Annotated in this window: 24 protein-coding genes and 1 pseudogene; 13 read left to right on the forward strand and 12 right to left on the reverse strand. The window is 40.1% G+C overall.

What is annotated here, in order from left to right; translation table 11 throughout:
* Positions 1-821, reverse strand: a pseudogene (locus AC1RRY_RS21605) (gliding motility-associated C-terminal domain-containing protein); the annotation flags it as partial.
* A 266-nt stretch (positions 822-1,087) separates the two neighbouring features.
* Between AC1RRY_RS21605 and AC1RRY_RS21610 the strand changes: the two are divergent.
* Genes AC1RRY_RS21610 through AC1RRY_RS21625 form a run of 4 tightly spaced genes read left to right on the forward strand, consistent with a single transcriptional unit; the run spans position 1,088 to position 5,740 of the window.
* Entirely contained in the window at positions 1,088-1,879 is a 792-nt protein-coding gene (locus AC1RRY_RS21610) for a succinate dehydrogenase cytochrome b subunit (RefSeq protein ID WP_492823826.1), read from the forward strand.
* A gap of 25 nt (positions 1,880-1,904) precedes the next feature.
* A complete protein-coding gene (locus tag AC1RRY_RS21615) occupies positions 1,905-3,887 on the forward strand; it encodes a fumarate reductase/succinate dehydrogenase flavoprotein subunit (RefSeq protein WP_492823828.1) in 1,983 nt (660 codons plus the stop codon).
* A gap of 9 nt (positions 3,888-3,896) precedes the next feature.
* Positions 3,897-4,991: an acyltransferase family protein gene (locus tag AC1RRY_RS21620; RefSeq protein ID WP_492823830.1), complete on the forward strand. Its 1,095-nt coding sequence runs from the start codon at positions 3,897-3,899 to the stop codon at positions 4,989-4,991.
* The gene (locus tag AC1RRY_RS21625; protein ID WP_492823832.1) at positions 4,988-5,740 is read left to right on the forward strand and encodes a succinate dehydrogenase/fumarate reductase iron-sulfur subunit; all 753 of its coding nucleotides are present in this window, start codon (positions 4,988-4,990) and stop codon (positions 5,738-5,740) included. Before AC1RRY_RS21620 ends, AC1RRY_RS21625 begins: the two co-directional genes overlap by 4 nt.
* Before the next feature lie 116 nt (positions 5,741-5,856).
* Here the strand turns inward: AC1RRY_RS21625 and AC1RRY_RS21630 are convergent, their stop codons facing one another.
* The 5 genes from AC1RRY_RS21630 to AC1RRY_RS21650 all read right to left on the reverse strand — a co-directional run bounded on the left by AC1RRY_RS21630 (position 5,857) and on the right by AC1RRY_RS21650 (position 11,046).
* Positions 5,857-6,843, reverse strand: coding sequence for a bile acid:sodium symporter family protein (locus AC1RRY_RS21630; protein WP_492823834.1), 987 nt, complete (start codon positions 6,841-6,843; stop codon positions 5,857-5,859).
* Between the two features lie 92 nt (positions 6,844-6,935).
* A complete protein-coding gene (gene dnaN / locus AC1RRY_RS21635; protein WP_492823836.1) occupies positions 6,936-8,060 on the reverse strand; it encodes a DNA polymerase III subunit beta in 1,125 nt (374 codons plus the stop codon).
* Between the two features lie 181 nt (positions 8,061-8,241).
* Positions 8,242-9,078 (reverse strand): phytoene/squalene synthase family protein, encoded by an 837-nt coding sequence (locus tag AC1RRY_RS21640; protein ID WP_492823838.1) that lies wholly within the window; start codon positions 9,076-9,078, stop codon positions 8,242-8,244.
* A gap of 33 nt (positions 9,079-9,111) precedes the next feature.
* A complete protein-coding gene (gene crtID / locus AC1RRY_RS21645; RefSeq protein ID WP_492823840.1) occupies positions 9,112-10,608 on the reverse strand; it encodes a bifunctional phytoene desaturase/3,4-desaturase in 1,497 nt (498 codons plus the stop codon).
* A gap of 114 nt (positions 10,609-10,722) precedes the next feature.
* A complete protein-coding gene (locus AC1RRY_RS21650) occupies positions 10,723-11,046 on the reverse strand; it encodes a hypothetical protein (protein WP_492823842.1) in 324 nt (107 codons plus the stop codon).
* Between the two features lie 463 nt (positions 11,047-11,509).
* Here AC1RRY_RS21650 and AC1RRY_RS21655 point away from each other — a divergent pair, with 463 nt between their 5' ends.
* On the forward strand, positions 11,510-12,637 hold the full coding sequence (locus AC1RRY_RS21655) for an aspartate aminotransferase family protein (protein WP_492823844.1): 1,128 nt from the start codon (positions 11,510-11,512) through the stop codon (positions 12,635-12,637).
* Here the strand turns inward: AC1RRY_RS21655 and AC1RRY_RS21660 are convergent.
* Complete coding sequence (locus AC1RRY_RS21660) at positions 12,627-13,430, reverse strand: class I SAM-dependent methyltransferase (RefSeq protein WP_492823846.1); 804 nt, start codon at positions 13,428-13,430, stop codon at positions 12,627-12,629. The two genes, AC1RRY_RS21655 and AC1RRY_RS21660, sit on opposite strands and share 11 nt — an antisense overlap.
* 96 nt (positions 13,431-13,526) lie before the next feature.
* Between AC1RRY_RS21660 and AC1RRY_RS21665 the strand changes: the two genes are divergently transcribed.
* Positions 13,527-14,009: a DUF456 domain-containing protein gene (locus AC1RRY_RS21665; protein ID WP_492823848.1), complete on the forward strand. Its 483-nt coding sequence runs from the start codon at positions 13,527-13,529 to the stop codon at positions 14,007-14,009.
* A 37-nt stretch (positions 14,010-14,046) separates the two neighbouring features.
* On the opposite strand, the gene AC1RRY_RS21670 is transcribed toward AC1RRY_RS21665, so the two are convergent.
* Complete coding sequence (locus tag AC1RRY_RS21670; protein WP_492823850.1) at positions 14,047-14,571, reverse strand: GNAT family N-acetyltransferase; 525 nt, start codon at positions 14,569-14,571, stop codon at positions 14,047-14,049.
* Between the two features lie 418 nt (positions 14,572-14,989).
* On the opposite strand from AC1RRY_RS21670, the gene AC1RRY_RS21675 reads away from it, so the two are divergent.
* From AC1RRY_RS21675 to AC1RRY_RS21690, 4 genes are all read left to right on the forward strand, one after another.
* Positions 14,990-15,706, forward strand: a complete 717-nt coding sequence (locus AC1RRY_RS21675; RefSeq protein ID WP_492823852.1) for a YiaD family glycine zipper/OmpA-like lipoprotein — start codon at positions 14,990-14,992, stop codon at positions 15,704-15,706.
* Positions 15,707-15,848: 142 nt separating this feature from the next.
* Positions 15,849-17,033, forward strand: coding sequence for an AI-2E family transporter (locus tag AC1RRY_RS21680; protein WP_492823854.1), 1,185 nt, complete (start codon positions 15,849-15,851; stop codon positions 17,031-17,033).
* Between the two features lie 164 nt (positions 17,034-17,197).
* Positions 17,198-17,854 carry a porin family protein gene (locus tag AC1RRY_RS21685; protein WP_492823856.1) on the forward strand — a complete coding sequence of 219 codons (657 nt, stop codon included), beginning with the start codon at positions 17,198-17,200 and terminating at the stop codon, positions 17,852-17,854.
* A 74-nt stretch (positions 17,855-17,928) separates the two neighbouring features.
* Positions 17,929-18,384: a hypothetical protein gene (locus tag AC1RRY_RS21690; protein WP_492823858.1), complete on the forward strand. Its 456-nt coding sequence runs from the start codon at positions 17,929-17,931 to the stop codon at positions 18,382-18,384.
* Positions 18,385-18,688: 304 nt separating this feature from the next.
* Here AC1RRY_RS21690 and AC1RRY_RS21695 read toward each other — a convergent pair whose 3' ends face one another.
* Together AC1RRY_RS21695 and AC1RRY_RS21700 are read right to left on the reverse strand one after the other, a co-directional pair.
* Positions 18,689-18,943 carry a GlsB/YeaQ/YmgE family stress response membrane protein gene (locus AC1RRY_RS21695; RefSeq protein ID WP_492823860.1) on the reverse strand — a complete coding sequence of 85 codons (255 nt, stop codon included), beginning with the start codon at positions 18,941-18,943 and terminating at the stop codon, positions 18,689-18,691.
* A 129-nt stretch (positions 18,944-19,072) separates the two neighbouring features.
* Positions 19,073-19,435 carry a response regulator gene (locus tag AC1RRY_RS21700; RefSeq protein WP_492823862.1) on the reverse strand — a complete coding sequence of 121 codons (363 nt, stop codon included), beginning with the start codon at positions 19,433-19,435 and terminating at the stop codon, positions 19,073-19,075.
* Positions 19,436-19,667: 232 nt separating this feature from the next.
* Between AC1RRY_RS21700 and AC1RRY_RS21705 the strand changes: the two genes are divergently transcribed.
* From AC1RRY_RS21705 to AC1RRY_RS21715, 3 genes are all read left to right on the forward strand, one after another.
* The gene (locus AC1RRY_RS21705) at positions 19,668-19,976 is read left to right on the forward strand and encodes a YtxH domain-containing protein (protein ID WP_492823864.1); all 309 of its coding nucleotides are present in this window, start codon (positions 19,668-19,670) and stop codon (positions 19,974-19,976) included.
* 68 nt (positions 19,977-20,044) lie between these two features.
* Positions 20,045-20,401, forward strand: a complete 357-nt coding sequence (locus AC1RRY_RS21710) for a phage holin family protein (protein WP_492823866.1) — start codon at positions 20,045-20,047, stop codon at positions 20,399-20,401.
* Positions 20,391-21,023: a hypothetical protein gene (locus tag AC1RRY_RS21715; protein ID WP_492823868.1), complete on the forward strand. Its 633-nt coding sequence runs from the start codon at positions 20,391-20,393 to the stop codon at positions 21,021-21,023. The genes AC1RRY_RS21710 and AC1RRY_RS21715 overlap by 11 nt, the downstream gene beginning before the upstream one ends.
* Here AC1RRY_RS21715 and AC1RRY_RS21720 read toward each other — a convergent pair.
* Together AC1RRY_RS21720 and AC1RRY_RS21725 are read right to left on the reverse strand one after the other, a co-directional pair.
* Entirely contained in the window at positions 21,004-21,420 is a 417-nt protein-coding gene (locus tag AC1RRY_RS21720; protein ID WP_492823870.1) for a response regulator, read from the reverse strand. The genes AC1RRY_RS21715 and AC1RRY_RS21720 overlap by 20 nt on opposite strands.
* A gap of 22 nt (positions 21,421-21,442) precedes the next feature.
* Positions 21,443-22,831 (reverse strand): sensor histidine kinase, encoded by a 1,389-nt coding sequence (locus AC1RRY_RS21725; RefSeq protein ID WP_492823872.1) that lies wholly within the window; start codon positions 22,829-22,831, stop codon positions 21,443-21,445.
* Between the last annotated feature and the right edge of the window lie 96 nt (positions 22,832-22,927).

Raw genomic sequence — 22,927 nt, forward strand, 5'->3', positions numbered from 1 at the left:
ATCTCGCCTATCTTTGTGTAGCTACCGTTCAGGCCTTTCCGCCATTCTTCTACGATAAAGGCTACGTTGACCTGGTATTGATTCACGCCCAGACGCCCGGGGGCGTCCCATATTAAGTCTCCCGTGAGTGCGTCTATCCTGAAAAAGGATGGCCCTGACCCGTCTTCGGTCAGCCTCGAATCCCCTAAACTCGATGGATCTCGATACCCCGCAGCAAAACCACCTATTCCGGTTCCATCACCAAAATCTCTTTTAGGGGCTGTCAGTCTGTAAGCCAAACTATCCCCATCGGCATCGAATGCACCGGGGTTATGAATAAATCTTTTTCCAACTCCGGCTGTATCAACCGGTATATTCAATAAAACAGGTGTGTTGTTCAATCCTAATGCCCCGTTAACTACTATAGTAGTTTCTACAAAGAAGCTGATCTGGTCGGTTGGACCCTGCAGGTTAACTGTATTCGCATTTCTGTTAGAGATACCGCAGGTAATTGTATAGCGCCCCTGTGCCGGAAACGTAAAGGTAGTATCATACACATTACACATGGTTCCGGAGTTAATCAGAAACTTCTTTTTACGTTTTACATCATATAGAGGTACGCCTGTTACGCCAAACGAAAACTTCACAAAATTGGCACCCTCGTTGGCTTGTACTCCGTTAATCTGGTCAGTATAGGTAGTTAAGGTAACACGATAGGTAAGGGTAGTCGACGAAATTCTTTTGGCCGTTATTTCGCCCGCCCGTAAGTGAGTAGCTTGTGCTTGTGTAAATACTAAAAAGCTGAGAATAATAGAAAAAATAGTAAACTTCAATGCTTTCATAAGCGCTCAATTAGGATTATCCGTAAATATAAACGAAAAAAAAACGTATTCGTTGTATATACTCCCGTTAGTATTTTCAAAATACCAGGATGAATGGGCATCCTGCTTTTTTCATTAAAACCCCATTTTTAAAAAAGGGCTTTATTTTTATTGATTCTAAATAGTTTGTGGCTTACTTTTGACCCGCAAAAGTAATTGTACTTTTCTAAGTATTTTTGCTTAGCACCAAAATAGTTGAACTTTTAGTTTTCAAACTGGAATAAAGTATGTCTTGGCTTACAAAAACATTATCAAGCTCTATAGGGAAAAAAGTTCTGATGTCATTAACCGGGCTTTTTCTTTGTACTTTTCTTGTAGTACACCTTTCGGGCAATTTACAACTTTTTTATAAAGACGGGGGCTATAGTTTCAATACCTATGCTGTTTTTATGACTTCTTTTCCGCCTATTAAGGTTATTTCTTATCTTAACTACTTCTTCATTCTTTTCCATGCTTTCTGGGGTCTGTATCTTGAGTACCAGAACCGTAAAGCACGGCCGGTAAGATATGCCGTTGTTAAGAATTCTTCTTCGTGGTCAAGCCGGAACATGGCTGTTTTAGGAACTGTTCTGTTGGTCTATATTGTTGTTCACATGGGCGATTTCTGGTACAAATATCACAATGACCCACTACCTTATGTACAATATGTGCAGGACGTAAGAACAGGTGAAATAATAGCCAGCGAGATGCCGTCAACCTACACGCAGGATGTTAAAAAAGTAGAAATAAGCGATTTAGAAACGGGTACACATTTAGTGATTGTAAAAGACCTTTACAAAGAAGTTTCGATTGCATTCCAGAATCCCTTCTTAGTATTGCTTTACATTGTAGGTATGTTTGCTGTAGGTTTCCACTTATACCACGGATTCCAGAGTGCATTCCAGACATTGGGCTGGAACCACCCCAAATATACACCGCTGGTAAAAGCAATCAGCGTCTGGATTTTTGCCATACTTATTCCTGTCGGTTTTGCGGCAATGCCAATTTTCTTTTATGTAAAACACTTAATGGGTAATTGATTCTCAGACTAATTGATATACGGATATGTCCAAAAACTTAGATGCCAAAATTCCCGAAACTCCTTTAGCGGAAAAATGGACAAAATATCGTTCTACTGTGTCGCTGGTGAATCCTGCCAATAAACGCAGTATAGAAATAATAGTAGTAGGTACCGGCCTGGCGGGCGCTTCAGCAGCGGCTACCCTGGCCGAACTTGGTTATAAAGTAAAAGCTTTCTGTTTTCAGGATTCTCCACGCAGGGCGCACTCCATTGCGGCTCAAGGGGGTATTAACGCAGCAAAAAATTACCAGAACGACGGTGACTCGGTGTACCGTCTTTTCTATGATACAATTAAAGGTGGTGATTATCGTGCAAGAGAGGCTAACGTTCACCGTTTAGCAGAGGTGTCTGGAAACATCATCGACCAATGTGTGGCGCAGGGTGTACCTTTTGCCCGTGAATACGGCGGGTTGCTTTCGAACCGCTCATTTGGTGGTACACAGGTACAACGTACTTTTTATGCTGCCGGACAAACCGGACAGCAGTTGCTTTTAGGAGCCTATTCAGGCTTGGAGCGTCAGGTGGGTATCGGTACTGTAACCATGTATAGCCGCCATGAAATGCTGGAAGTGGTAACGATAGACGGAAAAGCCCGTGGTATTATTGCCAGGAATCTGGTAACGGGTGAACTGGAACGCCATTTCGGACATGCCGTTTTACTTTGCACAGGCGGATATGGAAACGTTTTCTATCTTTCTACCAATGCAATGGGTAGCAACGTAACCGCCGCATGGAAAGCACATAAAAAAGGAGCTTATTTCGGTAATCCTTGTTTTACGCAAATTCACCCGACCTGTATTCCGGTATCTGGCGACCACCAGTCGAAATTGACGTTGATGTCGGAGTCGTTGCGTAACGACGGGCGTATCTGGGTTCCTAAACAAAAAGAAGATACACGCGCCGCCAACGAAATACCTGAAGAGGAAAGAGATTATTACCTAGAGCGCCGTTACCCGGCGTTTGGTAACCTTGTACCCCGCGATATCGCCTCTCGTGCCGCTAAAGAGCGTTGCGATGCAGGTTATGGTGTAGGTACATCTAAAATGGCTGTTTATCTTGATTATGCCTATGCTATTGAGCGTTATGGTAAAATCGAAGCCAATAAGAAAGGATTACATAGCCCTTCAAAAGAAGAGATAATTGTGATGGGTAAGGCTGTAGTGAAAGAAAAATACGGCAACCTGTTCGATATGTATAAGCAGATTACCGGTGAAGACCCTTATGAAGTGCCTATGCGTATTTATCCGGCTGTACACTATACAATGGGGGGCCTTTGGGTTGATTATAACCTGATGACCAACGTGCCCGGTTTATATGCTTTAGGAGAGGCTAACTTCTCAGACCATGGTGCTAACCGTCTGGGGGCTTCTGCCCTGATGCAAGGTTTAGCAGACGGGTATTTTGTAATTCCTTATACTATCGGTGCTTATCTGTCAGGAGAAATACGTACAAAAGCGATTCCTACCGATCACCCTGCCTTTATTGAAGCTGAAAATTCGGTAAAAGAAAGAATCAATAAATTATTGACCATTAAGGGTAAACAATCTCCTGAATCGTTCCACAAGCGTCTTGGCAAAATTATGTGGGACAAATGTGGTATGGCCCGTAATGAAAAAGGATTGACAGAGGCGATTGAAGAGATTCGTGCCTTGAAAAGAGAGTTCTGGTCTGATTTGCGTGTAATGGGAGACGCTGATGAGTTTAATCCTGAATTAGATAAAGCCGGACGCGTAGCTGACTTTATTGAATTAGGAGAGCTGATGTGTATGGATGCCCTGAATAGAAACGAATCTTGTGGTGGACACTTCCGCGAAGAATACCAAACCGAAGAAGGTGAGGCTATGCGTGATGATGAAAACTACATGTATGTAGCCGCCTGGGAATATGAAGGAGATAGCCAATGGAATTTGAATAAAGAGCCTTTGGTTTACGAGAACATTAAAATTGCGCAGCGTAGTTATAAATAAGGATAATCTATGAGTTCAAGCTCTAGAGTTTTTGGCTTAGATCTCTTACGTGCTGTATCTATTTTGTTGGTTTGCTTGTTACACGGGAGAGCGCTTATTCATGAGTATTTTCCGAATTTCCCTCAGTTTTGGTTTGTTGACGGGGTTGATTTGTTCTTTAGTTTAAGTGGTTTTTTGATCGGAGGCATCTTTCTAAAGGACTACGGGCAGCAACAAAAGCTTTCGTGGAAGGATATCTATAACTTTTGGATTAGAAGATGGTTTAGAACCTTACCAAACTACTATTTCATTCTCTTGGTAAACATAGCTTTACAGATGCATTGGAGTAGCGGATATATAGTAAGTAATGTCTGGAAGTATTTTTTCTTCCTTCAGAACCTTACGTTTCTGAATAATTTAGAGTTTTTCGGAGAGTCTTGGAGCTTATGCGTAGAAGAATGGTTTTATTTTATATTTCCTTTGCTATGTGTGCTAATCTCTTTCGTAGTAAAAGGGAAAATCAGTAAAGTAATATTGATCTGTAGTCTTTTTATTATATTGTTTTCAATGCTATTCAGAAACTATATGGTAAGAGATATGGAAGTGTTAGATTTATTTACAGGATGGGTTCATAAGTTTAGAACTGTAGTAATTTATAGACTTGACTCGATTGTTTACGGTGTTTTAGGAGCATATATATCTATTTTTTATAAAGAAATTTGGTTTAGATTTAGATATTTGTTTTTTGGAATAGGAGTTACAGGCATTTACTTATTGGCCAATTTTTATGGATTTGAGACTAATTTTAAAAGGGTCAATTATGATTTTCTTTCCAGCATAAGCATTTTGGCATTGTTGCCGATGTTATCAAACTGGAAAACATGTAAACTGAAATTTTTGGAGAAAGGAGTTACATTAATTAGTAAGTTATCCTATTCAATGTATCTGATAAATGCTTCACTTATAATGGACGTAATTGGTCGGTATTTACCGGTAAATGATGCGGATAGTGCAGTTAGAGGGTATTTGGTTTTTTGGTTACTTACATTGGTTCTTTCTTATTTTATATATTCATTTTATGAAAAACCAACCACTGCGTTGAGAGAAAAATTTGCAATATCATGAACATTACATTAAAAGTTTGGCGCCAAAAAAATAAAGATGCAAGAGGAGCTTTAGAAACATACAATGTTAAGGAAGTATCGCCGGACATGTCTTTCCTGGAGATGTTTGACGTACTGAATGAAGACCTTATTCATGATGATAAAGAGCCTGTAGCCTTTGACCACGACTGTCGCGAAGGTATCTGTGGTATGTGTTCAATGTATATCAACGGCCGTCCTCATGGACCGCTTGAAGGAGTAACAACCTGCCAGCTACACATGCGTAGCTTCAAAGATGGCGATACTATTGTGGTTGAACCCTGGAGAGCAACGGCATTTCCGGTTATTAAAGATCTAGTAGTAGATAGAAGTGCTTTCGACCGTATCATTGCTTCAGGTGGTTATATTTCTGTCAATACAGGTAACGCACAGGATGGAAACACGCTTCCGATTCCGAAAGAAGAAGCAGACAAGGCGTTTGCTGCCGCCGCTTGTATTGGTTGCGGTGCCTGCGTAGCGGCTTGTAAAAATGCTTCTGCCATGCTTTTTGTATCGGCAAAAGTATCTCAATTAGCACTTTTACCGCAAGGCCAGCCGGAACGTGAGGAAAGAGCCATTAAAATGGTTGCTCAAATGGATGCTGAAGGGTTTGGTAATTGTACTAATACCGGAGCTTGTGCTATTGAATGCCCTAAAGAGATTTCTTTGGAGAACATTGCCCGTCTGAACCGTGAATACCTGACTTCGAGCATTGCTTCGACGGTGGGGTAAGTGCCCCCAGCCCCTAAAGGGGAGTTTTAGTTTGAAAATTGTTAACTATTAGTATATAAAAGCCTGTCATTTCTGGAATGACAGGCTTTCTGTTTTATATATATGATTGTATCATTTCATTCCTCCTTCGTAAACCTTTGTGCCATTATACTAGCCGCAATGAGTTGCAAAGCATGGTAAATCATGAGTGGCAGCAAAACAATACCCACTATGCTGCTTTGGGTGAATAGCACTTTAGACATCACTGTGCCATGCACTAAAGACTTCTTGGAGCCACAAAACATCACTGTTATATTATCTGCTTTGCTAAAGCCTGATATTCTGCTTATAGAATTGGTAATCAGTATTACTATAAAAAACAAAGCCAGTAAGCCTGCTATCAGCAAAATGAGTTCTACAAATGATAAGCCTTTGAATAGATTCAGGGCAAAAGATTTACAGAATGAAGTATAGATTATTATCAGAATAATAGATTGGTCGAACGTTTTTAAGGCGCCTTTATATTTATCAGTAAACCAGCCTAAGCGTTTATTGAGCAGCATTCCTATAATTAACGGAAGCAGCACTTGTAAGCATAGCTTGCCAGTAATGCTCCAGGCATCAAAATTGCCTGTATCTGCCACGATAAAAAGCCCCACCCATAGAGGCGTCATAAACAGGCCTATCAGGCTTGAGATACTGGCATTAAAAATAGCAGACGGCACATTGCCATTGGCCATAGAAACCATCACTACCGAGGCCGAAACCGTAGAAGGTAAGGCAGCTAAGTAAAATATCCCTAACCAGAGATTTTCACTGTCTGAGCCTTTAAAAAAGGGTCTGACCAATAAAGCAATCAATGGAAACAATACAAAGGTTGTCGTCTGAATTACAACGTGCATTTTCCAGTTAGACAAACCCTGTTTTAGCTTGTCTGTACTTAATTTAAGACCATAGAAAAAGAAAATGCCTGAGACACCGTAATTGGCCAGTTCTTCCAGCGAAACCGGTTCCTGCATAAGGCCGAAAGACGGAAAATAATAAGCCAGAACGACCATTAACAGAATAGCTCCCAGAAACCAGTCGAGCCCGATGCGGGAGAAGAAATCTCTTATTTTACTCACAATATCTGTTAATTTTTAATTCAAAAATTGAAAAGTAAAAGCCCTACAAACCAATTACAGGCTTATAGGGCTTTTGCATATCATTAAACTACTTATGCGTAGGTATTTAGCATAACAGGCATCACAAGCATTAAGGTATCTTCATTGTCGGTTTTTTCAACCGGAATAATCAAACCGGCGCGATTCGGTTGTGACATTTCAAGGGATATATTCTTCACACTCAGATTGTTGAGCATTTCGATTAAGAACTTGGCATTGAAACCAATTTCGATGTCATCGCCGTCATATTCACAAGCCAGTTTTTCAGTTGCTTCGTTTGAATAGTCAAGATCTTCTGCAGAAATCACTAGCTCATCAGCCGAAATTTTAAGGCGGATCTGATGCGTGGTTTTATTGGAATAAATCGAAATACGTTTTAAAGTACTCAATAATTCTGTGCGCTCAATTTTGAGTTTATTCGGATTACTTTGCGGTATCACATTCTCGTAGTCAGGGAAGCGCTCATCAATCAGGCGACAAATCATCTTGATATTACCGAAGCTGAAAAACGCATTTGAATTGCTGAACTCTGCTTTTACAGGCAATGCCTCCGTCGGCAATGATGATTTAAGTAGGTTCAGAGCCTTGCGGGGCAGAATCATTGATGTGTTGTTGGGCGATGTTACATCTTCCCGACGATAGCGTATCAAACGGTGTCCGTCTGTGGCTACAAAAGTAGTGGCTTTGTCAGATGCCTGCACAAATACCCCGGTCATGGCCGGGCGCAGATCGTCCGTACTGGTCGCAAAAATCGTATTGGCAATAGCAGAACCCAGAGTATCTGAATCCAATTCAATACTGAAATTGCGATTTACCTGTGGAACACGCGGAAAATCCATCGGGTTTTCGCCGGCGAGCTTGTAACGGCCATTGGCTGTCACCAGTTCTGTTCCGAAAGTTTCTTCGTCAACATTAATCTGAATGGGTTGCTCAGGTAAACTTCTCAGGGTATCAAGTAATAAACGGGCAGGTACAGCAAAAGAACCGCTATCGCGTGATTCTACCTCAAACTCGGTAATCATAACCGTTTGCATATCTGAAGCCGTTACCGTTAGATTGCCTTTGTCCAGTTGAAACAAAAAGTTTTCAAGAATAGGAACAATAGGGTTACTGGCAATAACACCATTAATTGTAGACAGGTGTTTAAGCAGAGCTGATGATGAAACAACAAACTTCATGTGTATATGCGATTTTCTATTAAGTATCTCATTAAGAACCCTTTATCTGAATCAGTACTAAAAACAGATTATGGTGAGGATAATTGAGCAAAAATACGAAAAAAATCACAAACAACCCAAGTATAGGGTAACAAAAAGCTTGCCGGTTTAAATACCGGCAAGCCTTGTGCGTAGGTTAAATTCAGATGATATTGAGGCCACTTTGCACCCAGGTTTTGGCTAATAAAACCAGCTTTATACTGTCGGGTACACGAATACGCTCCTGTTGTATACGGTCTGCAGGCAGATTCCTGATACGGCTAAAAAGCTTCAGATAATAGCAGTAGGCCAGATAGACCCCTTTTCTTGCTCCTGCGGGCAACAGAACTATACCTTTATAGGCCTTATCAAAATCCTGTTGGATATCGGCCTCTATCTGTTTTTTTATACCACGGCTGAAATTGTTGAAATCTATATTCGGAAAATAAATGCGGCCTCTATCCAGAAAATCACTCTGCATATCGCGCAGAAAATTTACTTTCTGAAAAGCAGCCCCAAGACTACCGGCATAATCTTTCAAGGTATGATACAGATTTTCGTCTCCTTCACAAAAAACCCGCAGGCACATTAAACCCACCGCTTCAGCCGATCCATAAATGTATTCATTGTATCTCTTTTTGTCATAGGCTTTGGTGCATATATCCATCTCCATGCTGTCAAGAAATACGCTGATCAGTTCCTGATCTATTTTGTATTGCCTCACTACTTTCTGAAAAGAGTGTAGCACGGGGTTGAGACTGATTCCTTCTGCTATTGCTATGCTCGTTTCTTGTCTATAACGGTCCAGCAATGTTTTCTTATCGAAATCATGGAAAGTATCCACAATTTCATCGGCATATCTCACAAACCCATAAATACCATAAATCGGGTCCCGAAACTTACGGTCGAGTGTTTGTATACCCAGCGTAAATGAAGTACTATAGTATCTGGTTATCAGCTTACTACAACCGAACGTTGTTTTTTCAAACAAATCAAACATGCTTTCTACTGTTAAAAGGATGGGTAACTCTATCTAAGCGACTGTTACTTCTTTATGGGTTTGTCCAAATTTTTTTATTATCTGATTCGCTACCACCAAACCTGAAATCAAAGACGGCGGAACGCCCGGCCCGGGCACCGTCAGCTGGCCTGTATAAAACAGGTTCCTGACTTTTTTACTTTTCATACCCGGTTTCAGAAACGCCGTTTGCATCAGGGTATTCGCGAGCCCATAGGCATTGCCACGGAAAGAGTGGTATTCATTTTTAAAGTCACTTACGGCAAAGCTTCTCTTAAAAATTACATGCTCCTTTATAGAGTGGCCTACATATTTTTCTAATCTTTCCATGACTATTTCATAGTATTTCTCACGTACTTCCTCTGCATCCTGCAAATCCGGTGCAATCGGAATGAGTACGAAAAGGTTTTCAGCGCCTTCAGGTGCTACACTGGTATCGGTTTTAGACGGCACAGAAACGTAAAACAATGGTTTCGACGGCCATTGCGGGTTTGTATAAATCTCTTTGGCGTGCTGATTGAAATCTTCGTCGAAAAACAGATTATGATGTACCAGTTTATCTATTTCCCTGTTAACACCCAGGTAAAACAATAAAGAAGACGGGGCCATTGTACGGCTCTGCCAGTACTTTTCACTATAGCTCTGATATTCTTTAGCCAACAGCCGGGTTTCGATATGATGATAATCTGCACCGCCTACAACAATATCTGCCTCGTATTCTCCGGTTGCGGTAATTACCTTATTGGCTGTTCCGTTCTTTACAACTATCTGCTTTACTTCCTGATTCAAGCGGATATCAACTCCTTTTTCTTCCGCCAACCGAACTATGGCCTTTACGATTTCATGCATGCCTCCCATCGGATACCAGGTTCCCAGGGCTATTTCGGCATAATTCATCAGGCTATATAATGCCGGAGTATTCTGCGGAGTAGCCCCAAGAAACAAAATCGGAAACTCCATCAATTGCAATAATTTCTCATTGCTGAAAAACTTCCGGATATGTCTGCCAAACGAAGCAAACAAATCTAAACTGATGGCCTTTGTTAAAAGCCGGAAATCGAAAAACTCGGTGACAGACAAGCCGGGTTTCCAGACGAATTCGCCTATACCTACCTCATATTTGTATTTCGATTCTTGTAAAAAATCTTCCAATCTTTTGCTACTACCAGGCTCAATGCTGTCAAACAAAGACTTTAGTTCTTCCAGGTTCGCCAGAAGTTCAATTGATTCCGTTGGACTAAAAACTACTTTATATGAAGGATTGAGACGCACCAATTCATAGTAATCGGCCACTTTCTTACCGAACTCAGCAAAGTATCTCTCAAATACATCGGGCATCCAGTACCAACTCGGGCCCATATCAAATACAAAGCCTTTTTCTTCAAAAACGCGGGCTCTTCCACCTGCCATCGCATTTTTTTCCAGAATAATTACCTCATAACCAGCGCTGGCAAGCTTTGTTGCTGCCGACAGCCCTGCAAACCCAGCCCCTATTACTATTGCTTTGCTCATTCTTTAAAAACCTTTTCAGTCTTCAACTATAACCAGTATTGTTTAATTTTGTTATAAAAAAGTTAAACAAAATTAGATTTATTTTTTTGATTTGCTACAACATAACTGCCGGAATCACTTCTTTAGGGTGGGATATTCATCTATACCCAGAGTTGTAAGCTTAGGATTGAGTGTTTTAGTAGTAATGATAACCTGAAAAAACTTGGTTTTCATAGCATCGAAATCACAGACAAACTTGTTTTTTACTTTTAATGCCCTGTAAACGGCCGTATAATTCACTTTTTTCTGCTCCCATCCATTAATTGCCAGATTAGTCTGCACACATTCTATGGCTCTTTTCAGATTAGAAAAATAGACAGTGAAAGGCTCCCGTTTTCTAACATCATTCAAAGTGCCTATGTATTGTATGGTAATTTCGTATATGATTGATTGCCGCATAAACCATTTTGTTTTTGATTGCGTGTAGTATCTGAAAGTCTACTCATTTGCTAAAATTAAGTATAGAATAGTTATTTTTGAAAAATTATTGAATAATTTTTCTTTCTTACAATATAGGCCAATCACCCGCGTTATTAGTCTGTATTTCATTTAGTTATAAGAGAAAAAGCCGGAACATATTCATTTGTCTGGCTTTTTCTCTTTTTTTATAAGATATTTCCATCTACTCTTCCATTTTGCTCACTTTCAGAAATCCTTTAATTCTTTCATCTAAAGGCGAGCTATTCGAGTGGCACTTATCCACATATCAACAGGGTTATCCACGTCTAGCCGCGTTTTTAATCTTTCCACCTTTCATAATCTTTCCGTTTTTTCCTGATTTTTAATAATAAATTGAGAACTTTGCAAACTCATTTAAAAACCGGTTGTAAGCCGGCTGAATTATCTAAAAAACCAATTACAAATGACGCTTTTTAATGTGTATCCCCTTTATGACATTGAGCCTGTAAAAGCTCAGGGTTCTTATCTATGGGATAAGAACGGACAACAGTATTTAGACCTTTATGGTGGACATGCCGTTATTTCGATAGGCCATACCCACCCTGTTTATGTCCGAAGGCTTACACAACAATTAAAGAACATTGGTTTCTATTCAAACTCTGTAAAAATACCATCGCAGGATGAGCTGGCTGATAAACTGGGTAAGATATCAGGGCTGAAAGATTATTATTTGTTTCTGGTGAATTCGGGTGCTGAAGCCAACGAAAATGCTTTGAAACTGGCTTCATTCTACAACGGCCGCAAGAAAGTGATTGCCTTTACCAAAGGGTTTCATGGTCGTACGTCGGCTGCCGTAGCAGTAACCGACAACCCTGCCATTAAAGCCCCGCTTAATTTTGCAGACCACGTGCAGATACTGCCGTTCAACGATGTGGAAGCCGTAAAAAAAGCAATTGATACTGATACCTGTGCCGTAATAGTAGAAGGGATTCAGGGAGTAGGTGGTATTCAGGTAGCCAGCGATGAGTTTCTGAAAACGATACGCAAGGCCTGTGATAAAACAGGCGCCATCTTTATTCATGACAGCGTACAATGCGGATATGGCCGCTCGGGTAAATTTTTTAGTTTTCAATACAGTGGCGTGAAACCTGATATTATCTCAACCGCCAAAGGAATGGGCAATGGTTTTCCGATTGGAGCCATTCTGATCTCTCCCAAGTTTCAGGCAAAGCACGGTATGCTGGGCACTACTTTTGGAGGGAATCATCTGGCCTGTACGGCTGCCAATGCTGTAATTGATGTTATCAGAAAAGAAAAGCTGGTGCAAAATGCAGCTGCCGTTGGCGATTATTTCTTTGAAAACCTGAAACAGTTTGAAGGTATCAAAGAATTACGCGGCAAAGGATTAATGATAGGTATTGAGTTTGAAAAACCGGTAGACCCTATCAGAAATTCGCTGCTTTTTGATCATAAAATATTTACAGGCGTGGCCGGGAAACATACCATCCGTTTGCTCCCCAGCCTTGCCGTTACTACCAAAGAGGCCGACATCTTTTTAGAAGCCCTGCATAAAGTTTTAGCTAAGGCTTAATTGCTTCTATGGCCAGTAAATACAATTTCATAGCTTGCGCTTTGTCGGCAATCCAGGTGTTATAGTCCCGGATTGCTGACAGACGCACCTCTTCAGAAATGAATCCGTCTTTTGCCACCTGCTTCCCACGCGTTTCAGCTACTACAGTCCAGATCGCGGCATCGCCTTTGAATCTCTCGTCCTCCGATGTACTCGATTCATGCTGCTCTACCACTCTGATGGCCTCAAGGCCTAAATCTTCGTAAATAGCAGGTAAATTATCTGCAATGGCGTTGTCATATCCGGCATCTGTTCGCCAGTTTAAAAATGCCTGATAAAAATCCAGCATTGATTGCGGTGGTTGGGGTGTCCAGCCGATTTTTGTATGATTGTAATCCAATATAGATAGGCGCCCTCCCGGTTTTATAAGATTTAGCATTTTTGAAACTACATCTGCCGGATTACTCACCCACTGCAAAGTGCGGGCAGCAATTACCAGATCAAATTTATGCTCCGGTGCATAGGTATTAATATCAGCCACTTCAAACGAGAGATTTGTCAGGTGGGCATAATTCTTTCCGGCAAGATCAATGAGATGTTCGCTGAAATCAATACCTACTACTTTGCCATTAGGCCCTATCCGCTCGGCTACACCGGCAGTAATGCTCCCCGAACCACAGCCGACATCTAATACAGACATACCTTCTTGCAGTAGCGGAATGAGCGACGAATAACTGTTTTCAATCGTCCGGCGGTCTAGCACCTTGTTTGCTCCCTGAGGCATTTCTGCTCTTGTTTGAGATGTCTGATTCATTAACTTATATGATAAATGGTTGATAAAACTGATTAAAATAGGGCGTATCATTACAAAAACCGATACATTTGTTTACTCACATAACCTTATGAAATTATGGATGTTGTACTATTAATAGTTGCCATTCTCTGCTTATTGATAGGCCTTGCCGGAGCGGTTTTACCTTTGCCCGGTCCACCACTAAGCTTTGCAGGTGTTATTATCCTTCACTACACCCGTTTTGCCGATTTCAGCGAAAACCTGCTTTGGACACTCGGTATACTTACTCTTGTGGTTACCGTGCTCGACTATTATGTGCCCGTCTGGGGTACCAAGAAATTCGGTGGTTCCAAATACGGCGCATGGGGCAGCACGATTGGTCTGATCATCGGTTTGTTTTTTGGCCCTTTTGGTATTTTCATTGGTGCATTTCTGGGGGCGCTAGTTGGCGAACTTATTGCCGGTTCCAGTTCTGAACAAGCCACTAAAGCGGCCATAGGCTCTTTCATTGGTTTCCTTGTGGGTATCGTCATGAAAGTTGCCCTTTGTGTGGTCATGATCTGGTATGCCGGTAAAGAAATATGGCAATACTTCAGTTAAATAACCGGAGTGCGTTTAAACACTCCGGAATTTTAGATTAAGTATTCCTTTTCAATTCCCACCTTAGCAGTTCATTATCTGTCCTTACAGATTCAAACCCTGCTCGTCGCAACACTCTTTGCGAATTGAGTAAATCGACTGGCGTATGTGCCACAACTGTGCTGAGTTCGGGATGTATAAAAGCCCATTGGCTGAGACATGCCAATGCTTCAGTAGCATAACCTTTGCCTCTATAGCCTAAACCAACACCGTAACCTACTTCCGACTCTCCGTTCTCGTTAGGTAAGCCTGCCAGACCAATACCTCCTATTGCGGTATTCTTCTCTTTCAGCACAATCAGCCAATTGGTAAACCAATGATAGTGTTCCGGATTTTTCTCGACGAAGGGTTGCCAGAAGTTTTGCAGAGCATCGTCAAATTCATTCTGAAAAAACGGCTCCATGTCAATGTGTATGACATCAAGCTCTAGTTCTGCTGCCAATGCCTCAGACTGATGGTATATATGTAATTGTTTTAAATTTAACGGAATGAGCCTTAAACGCTCAGATTCGATATAAAACATGATTGATAGTCTTTTTTGGATAAAACAAAAGATTAGAACAAGTGAGAACTTGTCTTGAATTGTGCCTGTTTGTCGGTTTTAAACAATATCAGGCAGCAGACTATCGAGAAGTGAAGTATTAAATTTCAGAGGCAATAAATTACATTGTAAAAGTAAGAAAAATATTTTTACTACAATGAATAAATTTAATGGCCAGGGCATTGATTCTTATTGAAGGTAATATAAAAGATACGTAGTTTGTACACTGCAATTGTAGCATATTTTTCCCAGTTGTATGTAAAAGATTCGTATCTCCTGAAATTCTCAGCACTTTTACAAAAATAGATAACCGATTGACTATCAGATATTTAATAGACCATTACAACAAACTGGCACATTTCTTTAATTGGCATTGAAGATTCATAAAACTTTTAATGTCATGAATAAGAGTCAATCTATTTTTAAAAGAACCATCGCGCTATCGGTTTACGTTGCTGTGTTATTGAGTTCTACCATCTCATGTAATTCATTCAAGAAATTAACGAACGAACAAAAAGGCGCTATTATAGGTGTAGGTACTGGTGCGGCGGCCGGTGCCGTCATTGGCAGTAAAAGCAAAAATCCTGCGGTGTATGCCATTGTAGGTTCTGCAGTGGGCGGTGTGGCCGGGGTATTTATTGGCCGATATATGGATAAACAGGCAGCTAAAATGAAAAAGGATCTGGACGGTGTTGCTGAGGTTGAGCGTATTGGTGAAGGTATTAAGCTTACCATGAAGTCGGGCATATTGTTCGGGTTCGATTCTTATGCACTAACCAGTGTTTCAAAAGAGAATCTGGACAAGCTTGCCACAACATTGAAAGAATACGGCGATACCAATATTCTGGTGGCGGGGCATACCGATAATGTTGGAACAGAGTCATACAATACGAATCTTTCGGAAAAGCGGGCAGATGCCGTAGCGAATTATCTGAATAACCAGGGTGTGAAACGGACGAGGATGTCGGTAATTGGTTATGGAGAATCAACCCCTTTGGTTGATAACACCAGTGAAAGCGGCCGCGATAAAAACCGAAGAGTAGAGCTGGCCATTGTTGCCAACGAAAACCTGAAAAAAGAAGCTAAAAGCGGCTCAACAGATTTAGTCAAACAATAAACACTCATAATATAGTATACAGAAGATACATATGACAGGCTATAAAATGAAAATTGTAGCCTGTTTTTATTTCATTTCTTGATGCCGAAGAGAATGGCACCAAGTTTTTGTTTAATTTTATATCCATTAAAACCCCGGGTACATGCAGCCACAACGTTTACCGTTTAATTTAAAACTACCTCTTGCGCTTGCCTCAATCACAATTATCGTGTATTGGTTAAGTATACTCGAGGCGGTGCTTGTGCCTTTTATTATTTCAATAATTCTCTCTATTCTGCTGTTTCCGGTGTGCCATTGGTTAGAGACCAGAAAGATAAACCGCGTATTATCCATCACCATAACATTGATTTTATTCACGGTTGTGATAGGTATTATTGTTTATCTGGCATCTACGCAGGTTCGGGGCATTTCGAAAATGGTGCCTCAGTTGATTTCTAAACTTGAACTAGCCTACAATAATCTGCTGAACTGGACATCGAAGAAATTTAATTTGTCGATAGAGACACAAACCAACCAGCTGAACAACTACGCCGACCAGCTCATTAGTAGTGGAGGCGCTGTAGTAGGTAGTGCACTTACCACTACGTCGAACATGATTGGCAACCTGTCTATCATGCCTGTTTATATGTTTTTCTTATTGCTGTACCGTGACTTTTTTAAGGATTTCTTCCATAAGGTGTTTAAAAGTACTGAGAAAGCAAAAGTAAATGAGATACTGAGCAAAATCTATGATGTTATCCACAGTTATCTGTCAGGAGTTATTATTGTTACACTCATAGTGGGCACACTTAATACGATAAGTTTATTTCTCCTGGACATTGAAGGCGCCCTTTTCTTTGGTTTTCTGGCCTCCATATTACTCGTGATTCCATACATCGGCATTCTGATCGGCTCTCTGCTCCCCATTGTTATTGCACTGGTTACCAAAGATTCGCCCATGTATGCCGTTGGTGTGGCAGCCTCTTTCTTTGCCATACAAATGCTCGAAGGCAATTTTATTACCCCCAATATTGTAGGCTCAAAAATCAGCATCAATCCGCTGGCGGCTATTCTGGGCTTATTGATGGGGGCTGGCCTGTGGGGCATAGCCGGTATGGCACTCTGCTTACCTATTATCGCCATTATTAAAGTGATTTTTGATTCTGTTCCTGACCTGCAACCTTATGGTTTTCTAATGGGTGAACCCGCCAGCAGTACTGAACTGATGGAGAAAAAACGCACCCGCGCCAACAAAATTGAAAAAGAAATTGTTGAGACCATCAGTGAAACAACAGATGGTGTAAAGGCTTTTTTTAAGAAAAAAGGAGCCACTCAAAAGAAAAAATAGCTTTATAGGGCGCTCCCTACCCATCATTTCCTTGCTCACTCTGTAGATTTTTTTCCTCATACATCAAGGCAAATGTTTTGTAATACCCTAACAATAAGCACATTACAAACTTGGCATGTTAATTTTGATTGGTATACTAGCTAACCAATTAATAGTTATATCCCATGAAAAAAATTATTGCTCTTGCGTTTGTCTCTCTCATCAGTGCTTCGACATTTGCTCAATCAAAAAGCTTTACTGCCGGATTACGACTAGGGGCTAACCTATCTCAAGTGAGAGGCAACGACTTATCATTCACATCGGGAAACACCGTCTTCAATTTCAGAAATAATGAAAACAGAGCATTCGGTTTTACCGGTGGTGTGTTTTTGCGGTTCGGGAGAACTTTCTTCTTCCAACCTGAGATTCTGATCTCGCAAAAAGGCGGTAAATATGAAATGTTCAATAATAATGGAAACAATACAACAACCGTCGATTTCAGAATGACCAACCTTGATTTTCCGTTGCTGGTAGGTATAAAAATAGGAGACGTTTTCAGAATTAACGCCGGCCCTATTGCAACTTTCAATATTGGAAACGATGGAAATTTAGGCAAAGCCATTGCAGAAGCAAGAGGAGAAAGCGCTGATCAGGTATTCAATAAAGCAGTACTAGGGTATCAGTCCGGAGTCGGATTTGATATCGGCAAAATCAATTTTGATGTTCGCTATGAAGGGAATATCAACGATGTGATCGACGTAAAATACAAAGACGCCGAAACCGCCAGTAAATTTGCCGCTAAAGGTAATTTATTCCAGGCTACTATCGGGTATCATTTTTAAACAAAGAATCAATACAGCTCCTCAACACGAGGGGTAAAGAGAAATACATACAGTCACTTAAAAAAATATTTACCATGAAAAAGAAAATCGTACTGGCTTATGCCCTGATTGCTATGGCGACACTTAGCTTCAGTTCATGCACCAGAGAAGAAAAAAAAGATTTAGCAGATACTACGCAAGATGCTCAGGATAAAGTGGAATCGGCCGCTGATGAGGTAGCCGGTGACATAAAAGACGGTGTTAACCAAACATCTGACGACATAAAGCGAGAAAAAGATGAATTGGCTGTAAAACTGGAACGCCAGCGCGATGAACTGAAAAGAGAGATAGATGAAGCAGAAGCCAAAATTAAAACGTCTACCAACAAAGAAAAAGATCGCTGGGAAGAAAGAAAACAAAAACTGAAAGGAGAACTTAACGAAATAGATGATTCTATCAAAGAAATCAGAAGCGATATGAAGCAAGACTGGAAAGAGTTCAAAAGAAAGCTAAATAAAAGGATAGATGAAATACAGAAAGATATTGAATAATAATAATAGGTGGTTTAGATTAGTAGCAATGGTTAGAAAAGCAGCGGATTTTATCTGCTGCTTTTTTGTTTTGCATTGTTGTCACGTCCTGAAATAACGATACTTAAAAAGGAATCGTTATTCGTTATGGGAAATCTAACTATTTCTATTGGGCCGATAACTGTCTTTTGAGCCCTATTAACTATCATTGAGATGGTGGTTTTACATCATCACTACAACATTCACTATAAAGGCAGACAAACCAAAAGGGGAATGTATGATTGACATACACTCCCCTTTCACTCAGACAAAATCTTATATTACACTAGGCCCTTCGTACCAGCCCCACAATAAATAATACCACTAAAGCGCCTATTACTGCTGTAAGTATGTGAGCAATTGCACCCGTACCCAGCGAAATACCCAGGGCTGCAAAAAGCCAGCCACCAACCAGGGCTCCGATAATTCCTACTATAATGTTGCCAATAAGACCAAAGCCGAAACCTCTTTTGATTTCACCGGCTAGCCAGCCAGCTATGGCACCAATAATAATTGCATACAATAATCCTTGTCCTTCCATGTTGTTTGTGTTAAAGGGTTTAAAATAAACTGTTTTATGAACAATTTGATTTACTACTATTCTGACACTTTTTACATAAAGGCCATAAAAGTTTGTGGGATTTAGTAAACCAAAAATTGAATTTGCTGATTACAATGAGTTGTCTATTGACGCATATGACAACGGTTTCTCTATAAAATTATATGCACCGCCTTCTAAAGCCTTTTCTTTCAACTTTCCAATAGCGGTTATCATAACAATCTTGGTATTAGGCAATAATTTTTTAAATTCTGACAGCTTTTCAATACCGAGGCCATCAGGCAAATTATTGTCTAAGAAAATCCATTGCGGGTGGGGCATTAAATGACTGGCTTTCTCGAACCCATCCTGCAAAGTATGGGCGTGGACAGACTCTATCCCCTTTTTCTTCAAGTACATTTTAATCAACAAGCAGGTATCTATTTCATCATCTACTATTAGGGCAGATAATCCATTTTCTTCTAAGCTTTTCATCTTTGCATAATTAACTTCATTCTATTATTACTATACAGTATAAAAAACCGTGCCAGCTATTTTTTTCTGCCGCTTTCAGTGAGGGTACTACGGTTCCCACAATATGCGTAAAAAGTTCTACATTTTAAAGTGCTACCCGTTTATAATGCTACATATATGCTGTTTTAGGTGTGATGGAATAGGATTTTTACTTATAATCTCATCATAAAAAAACTTTTAAACATTAACTATTATGAAAAGTAATTCAAAAATCCTTCTAGGAGTTATTACGGCGGCAGCGGCCGGTGCAGTTATAGGGATGTTGTTTGCTCCTGATAAAGGAGAGGAAATTCGCTCAAAAGTAAAAAAAACAGCTAATGAATTGGCCGATGAGTTATTGAATGCGATTCGTCGTGGCAAAAGCCAATACCAGGATACAAAAGACGAATTACGCAATAAGGCATACGAGATAAAAGGTAAAGCTCAGCAAAAGTTTGATGAAATGGCAGAAGATACCAATGATCAATACAATGCAGCTAAAAAGAAGTTACAAGTGAGCTAAGCCCTAAACTCTTTTATCTGATGAGTCGGGGTTTGCTCCGGCTCATCTTTTAACTTATAAAACCCGCTATGGAAATATACAACGACATTAAAGAAAAAACAGAAGACATCTTTGATGATTTAACGAATCATCTGGAGTCCCGATGGCAGCTCGGTGTAATAAATTCTATGGAGAAAGTTGCTGAAACTATTTCTGTTGCCGCTTCGGTTCTCATCCTGGGTGTCATTGCTGCATTTATAACTCTTTTTTTAAGCTTGGGTGCAGCCTGGTTAATTGGCCAAAGCCTGAATAACCTTGCTTTTGGCTTATTTATAGTGGGCGGGGTGTATATCATTATCGGCGTGATTGTTTACCTGCAACGGGATAATCTGATTAAAATTCCTGTTATTAACTCTCTCATCCGGAAATTCAACTATGAAGACTAAAATCAGAAATATTGATGATCTCAGGGCTGAAAAAGCCAGACTCAAAAATGAGATACAGCTTTCCAGAACAAAAATGAGATACAGCATAGATGCTATTAAAGAGGACCTGAGCCCGGCAAGGCATGCCGTTGATTTTCTTGGAAACTTTCTAACTAATCGCAATAAAGGCCTGCTGAACATAGGTTTAGATATTGGCGTTGACACCATCATACGCAATGGTATTCTCCGGCGTTCGCCATGGGCTTTGAAAGTGCTGATACCATTTTTTCTGAAGAATTATGCCGGTAATATGATTCATCAAAATAAAGAAGCAATTGTAACCAAAGGATTGGATTGGGTAAGAGAAATGACCGACGACAAACCCGTACTAACTGAGGACAACGGTGTGTATGTTGAAAGCCGGCCGTCTTTTATTGAAAGAGCATTAATGTGGGTAAAAGACGTAACTGATGAAAAACCTCAGATACTAAAAGAGCCCTTGCATGAAGACAAGCCTTCACTCATTGAACGCGCATTGATGTGGGTAAAAGATGTAACGGACGAAAAGCCCGTGATTATTCCGGTTACAGATTCGCAGAGTATTTCAGTAGGTGTAACGCCGGTCAGAGTTTTGTCGGAATAGAGGCAATAGTAAACCAGAACTTGTTTAATTCTCCGATAACCTTCATTAACCCTTCAAAAGTGGAGGGTTTTGTTATAAAGCAATTTGCTCCCAGAAAATAGCAATTTCTGATATCTTCAGGTGAATTTGAAGTGGTAAGAATTAAGATAGGAATACTTCTGAACTTAGGATTTTCTTTGATTTCTTTCAATGCCTCTCTCCCGTCTTTTTTAGGCATGTTCAGGTCTAAAAGGATGATACTCGGCAATTTCTTGGTTTTATTTAAGAAATCAATCAATTCCTGCCCGTTATCAACAAAAGATAACGGAGCATCTATTCCACTTTCTTCAAAAGCCGATTTCAGTAAAAATTTGTCGTCCTCATCGTCGTCAGCAATGACGATTGATAATACACTCATTCGTTTCTAATAGATTTACTATTTATTTAGTAGGGAAATATAATATAAATCTGGAACCTTCTCCCACTTTGCTTTCAGCAAATATGAAACCATTATGATTACTCATAATGCGGCGACAAATGGCTAGCCCGACACCAGTACCCTCATAATGATTGCGCCCGTGGAGCCGCTGAAAAATAACAAATATTTTTTCGGCGTATTCCTCTTCAAAGCCTATCCCGTTATCACTGACAACTATTCTATGGTAATCCAGTTCTCTTCTTATATTTTCAATTCCTTTTATTTCCGCTCCTTTCACCTGGCTATGGTCAATTCTGATAACCGGTGCACGCTCTTCACTGGTAAATTTCAGCGCATTACTGACAAGGTTCAAAAACAATTGATTTATCTGAAAAGAGACCCCCCAAATATAAGGCAATTTTTCGACAATTATCTGTGCTTTTTTTTCCTCTATTTTTACTGACAAATCATTAATAGCTTTATCAACTATCTCCTGAAGATTCACCTCCTGACGTGTCGTTTCTTTTCTATTTACCAATCGTGAAAAATCAAGCAGGTCGTTTATCAGATTCTGCATTCTTTCGGCTGCCGTAGTAATTTTTTCGAGTGTATCACGGCCATCTTCATTCAGGGTGTCTGCGTGTTTTCTCACCATTCTGTCACTAAAAGACCTTATCTTCCGGAGAGGTTCCTGCAAATCGTGTGAAGAAACATAGGCAAACTGCTCCAGATCAGCATTCGATCTATTCAATTCATCAATTTTATTCTCAAGTCTATGCTGAAACTTAAGTCTTCTTTGCAGTTCAATAAAAATTAGTAAAAAACAAATAATTAACAGCGAGAAAGAAAAAGCCGAAAGTAAAATAAGTATGAATGTAGTTTGTTTATCACTCTCATTTTTCAGGTTTCGTCGCTCGGTCAGCAACTGCCGCTCGGTATCCTGAAACCGGTTCACCACCTGTCTGATTTTGTCCATTTCCTCTTTGCCCAACAAAAAAGTCGATTTATCCAGCATCTGTTTTTTTTCAGCTTGTATTATATTAAGCTTCAGTAAACGGATTCTTTCTGAAATAATGCTGCTTAGGGTGTCGACCCTTTTGACTTGCGGCTCGTTGTTTCTTATATTAGAGCGTAACGTTTTATACGCCCCGTTTATCTGACTTTCTGCCTGGTAATACGGCTCAAGAAAAACCCTTTCGTGTGTCAGTAAAAAGCCTCGCTGACCTGTTTCATAATCTTTCAGAACTGAAATCAGTTCTTCGCTTTTACGTAATACTTCATGTGTATTTTCTACAGCATCAGCGTAGCTGGTTGAATCCTTAATTTTCTTATATGAAAGCCAGCTTAAAGTGGCAAGCAATACGACACATATTGCAAATGAGGAAAGAATTAAACGTAAACTTTTTTTCATAGTTAGGATTTGCTGATATTATCAGATGTGCATACCACACATGCGGAATTAATTCCCCATATTGTAGACTTTATTTCATCATTTGGAAAAATCTCA

The sequence above is a fragment of the Emticicia sp. GW821-FHT11C11 genome, from assembly GCF_058808615.1.

Excerpts from the sequence above, each read along its gene's own strand:
- AC1RRY_RS21685 (WP_492823856.1), top strand. The coding sequence starts at position 17,198 with ATGAAAAAAATTATTGCTCTTGCGTTTGTCTCTCTCATCAGTGCTTCG.
- AC1RRY_RS21675 (WP_492823852.1), top strand. The coding sequence starts at position 14,990 with ATGAATAAGAGTCAATCTATTTTTAAAAGAACCATCGCGCTATCGGTT.
- AC1RRY_RS21695 (WP_492823860.1), bottom strand. The coding sequence starts at position 18,943 with ATGGAAGGACAAGGATTATTGTATGCAATTATTATTGGTGCCATAGCT.
- AC1RRY_RS21690 (WP_492823858.1), top strand. The coding sequence starts at position 17,929 with ATGAAAAAGAAAATCGTACTGGCTTATGCCCTGATTGCTATGGCGACA.
- AC1RRY_RS21715 (WP_492823868.1), top strand. The coding sequence starts at position 20,391 with ATGAAGACTAAAATCAGAAATATTGATGATCTCAGGGCTGAAAAAGCC.
- AC1RRY_RS21610 (WP_492823826.1), top strand. The coding sequence starts at position 1,088 with ATGTCTTGGCTTACAAAAACATTATCAAGCTCTATAGGGAAAAAAGTT.
- AC1RRY_RS21655 (WP_492823844.1), top strand. The coding sequence starts at position 11,510 with ATGACGCTTTTTAATGTGTATCCCCTTTATGACATTGAGCCTGTAAAA.
- AC1RRY_RS21660 (WP_492823846.1), bottom strand. The coding sequence starts at position 13,430 with ATGAATCAGACATCTCAAACAAGAGCAGAAATGCCTCAGGGAGCAAAC.
- AC1RRY_RS21615 (WP_492823828.1), top strand. The coding sequence starts at position 1,905 with ATGTCCAAAAACTTAGATGCCAAAATTCCCGAAACTCCTTTAGCGGAA.
- AC1RRY_RS21650 (WP_492823842.1), bottom strand. The coding sequence starts at position 11,046 with ATGCGGCAATCAATCATATACGAAATTACCATACAATACATAGGCACT.
- AC1RRY_RS21680 (WP_492823854.1), top strand. The coding sequence starts at position 15,849 with ATGCAGCCACAACGTTTACCGTTTAATTTAAAACTACCTCTTGCGCTT.
- crtID (WP_492823840.1), bottom strand. The coding sequence starts at position 10,608 with ATGAGCAAAGCAATAGTAATAGGGGCTGGGTTTGCAGGGCTGTCGGCA.
- AC1RRY_RS21710 (WP_492823866.1), top strand. The coding sequence starts at position 20,045 with ATGGAAATATACAACGACATTAAAGAAAAAACAGAAGACATCTTTGAT.
- AC1RRY_RS21670 (WP_492823850.1), bottom strand. The coding sequence starts at position 14,571 with ATGTTTTATATCGAATCTGAGCGTTTAAGGCTCATTCCGTTAAATTTA.
- AC1RRY_RS21705 (WP_492823864.1), top strand. The coding sequence starts at position 19,668 with ATGAAAAGTAATTCAAAAATCCTTCTAGGAGTTATTACGGCGGCAGCG.
- AC1RRY_RS21665 (WP_492823848.1), top strand. The coding sequence starts at position 13,527 with ATGGATGTTGTACTATTAATAGTTGCCATTCTCTGCTTATTGATAGGC.
- AC1RRY_RS21700 (WP_492823862.1), bottom strand. The coding sequence starts at position 19,435 with ATGAAAAGCTTAGAAGAAAATGGATTATCTGCCCTAATAGTAGATGAT.
- AC1RRY_RS21620 (WP_492823830.1), top strand. The coding sequence starts at position 3,897 with ATGAGTTCAAGCTCTAGAGTTTTTGGCTTAGATCTCTTACGTGCTGTA.
- dnaN (WP_492823836.1), bottom strand. The coding sequence starts at position 8,060 with ATGAAGTTTGTTGTTTCATCATCAGCTCTGCTTAAACACCTGTCTACA.
- AC1RRY_RS21625 (WP_492823832.1), top strand. The coding sequence starts at position 4,988 with ATGAACATTACATTAAAAGTTTGGCGCCAAAAAAATAAAGATGCAAGA.
- AC1RRY_RS21720 (WP_492823870.1), bottom strand. The coding sequence starts at position 21,420 with ATGAGTGTATTATCAATCGTCATTGCTGACGACGATGAGGACGACAAA.
- AC1RRY_RS21725 (WP_492823872.1), bottom strand. The coding sequence starts at position 22,831 with ATGAAAAAAAGTTTACGTTTAATTCTTTCCTCATTTGCAATATGTGTC.
- AC1RRY_RS21640 (WP_492823838.1), bottom strand. The coding sequence starts at position 9,078 with ATGTTTGATTTGTTTGAAAAAACAACGTTCGGTTGTAGTAAGCTGATA.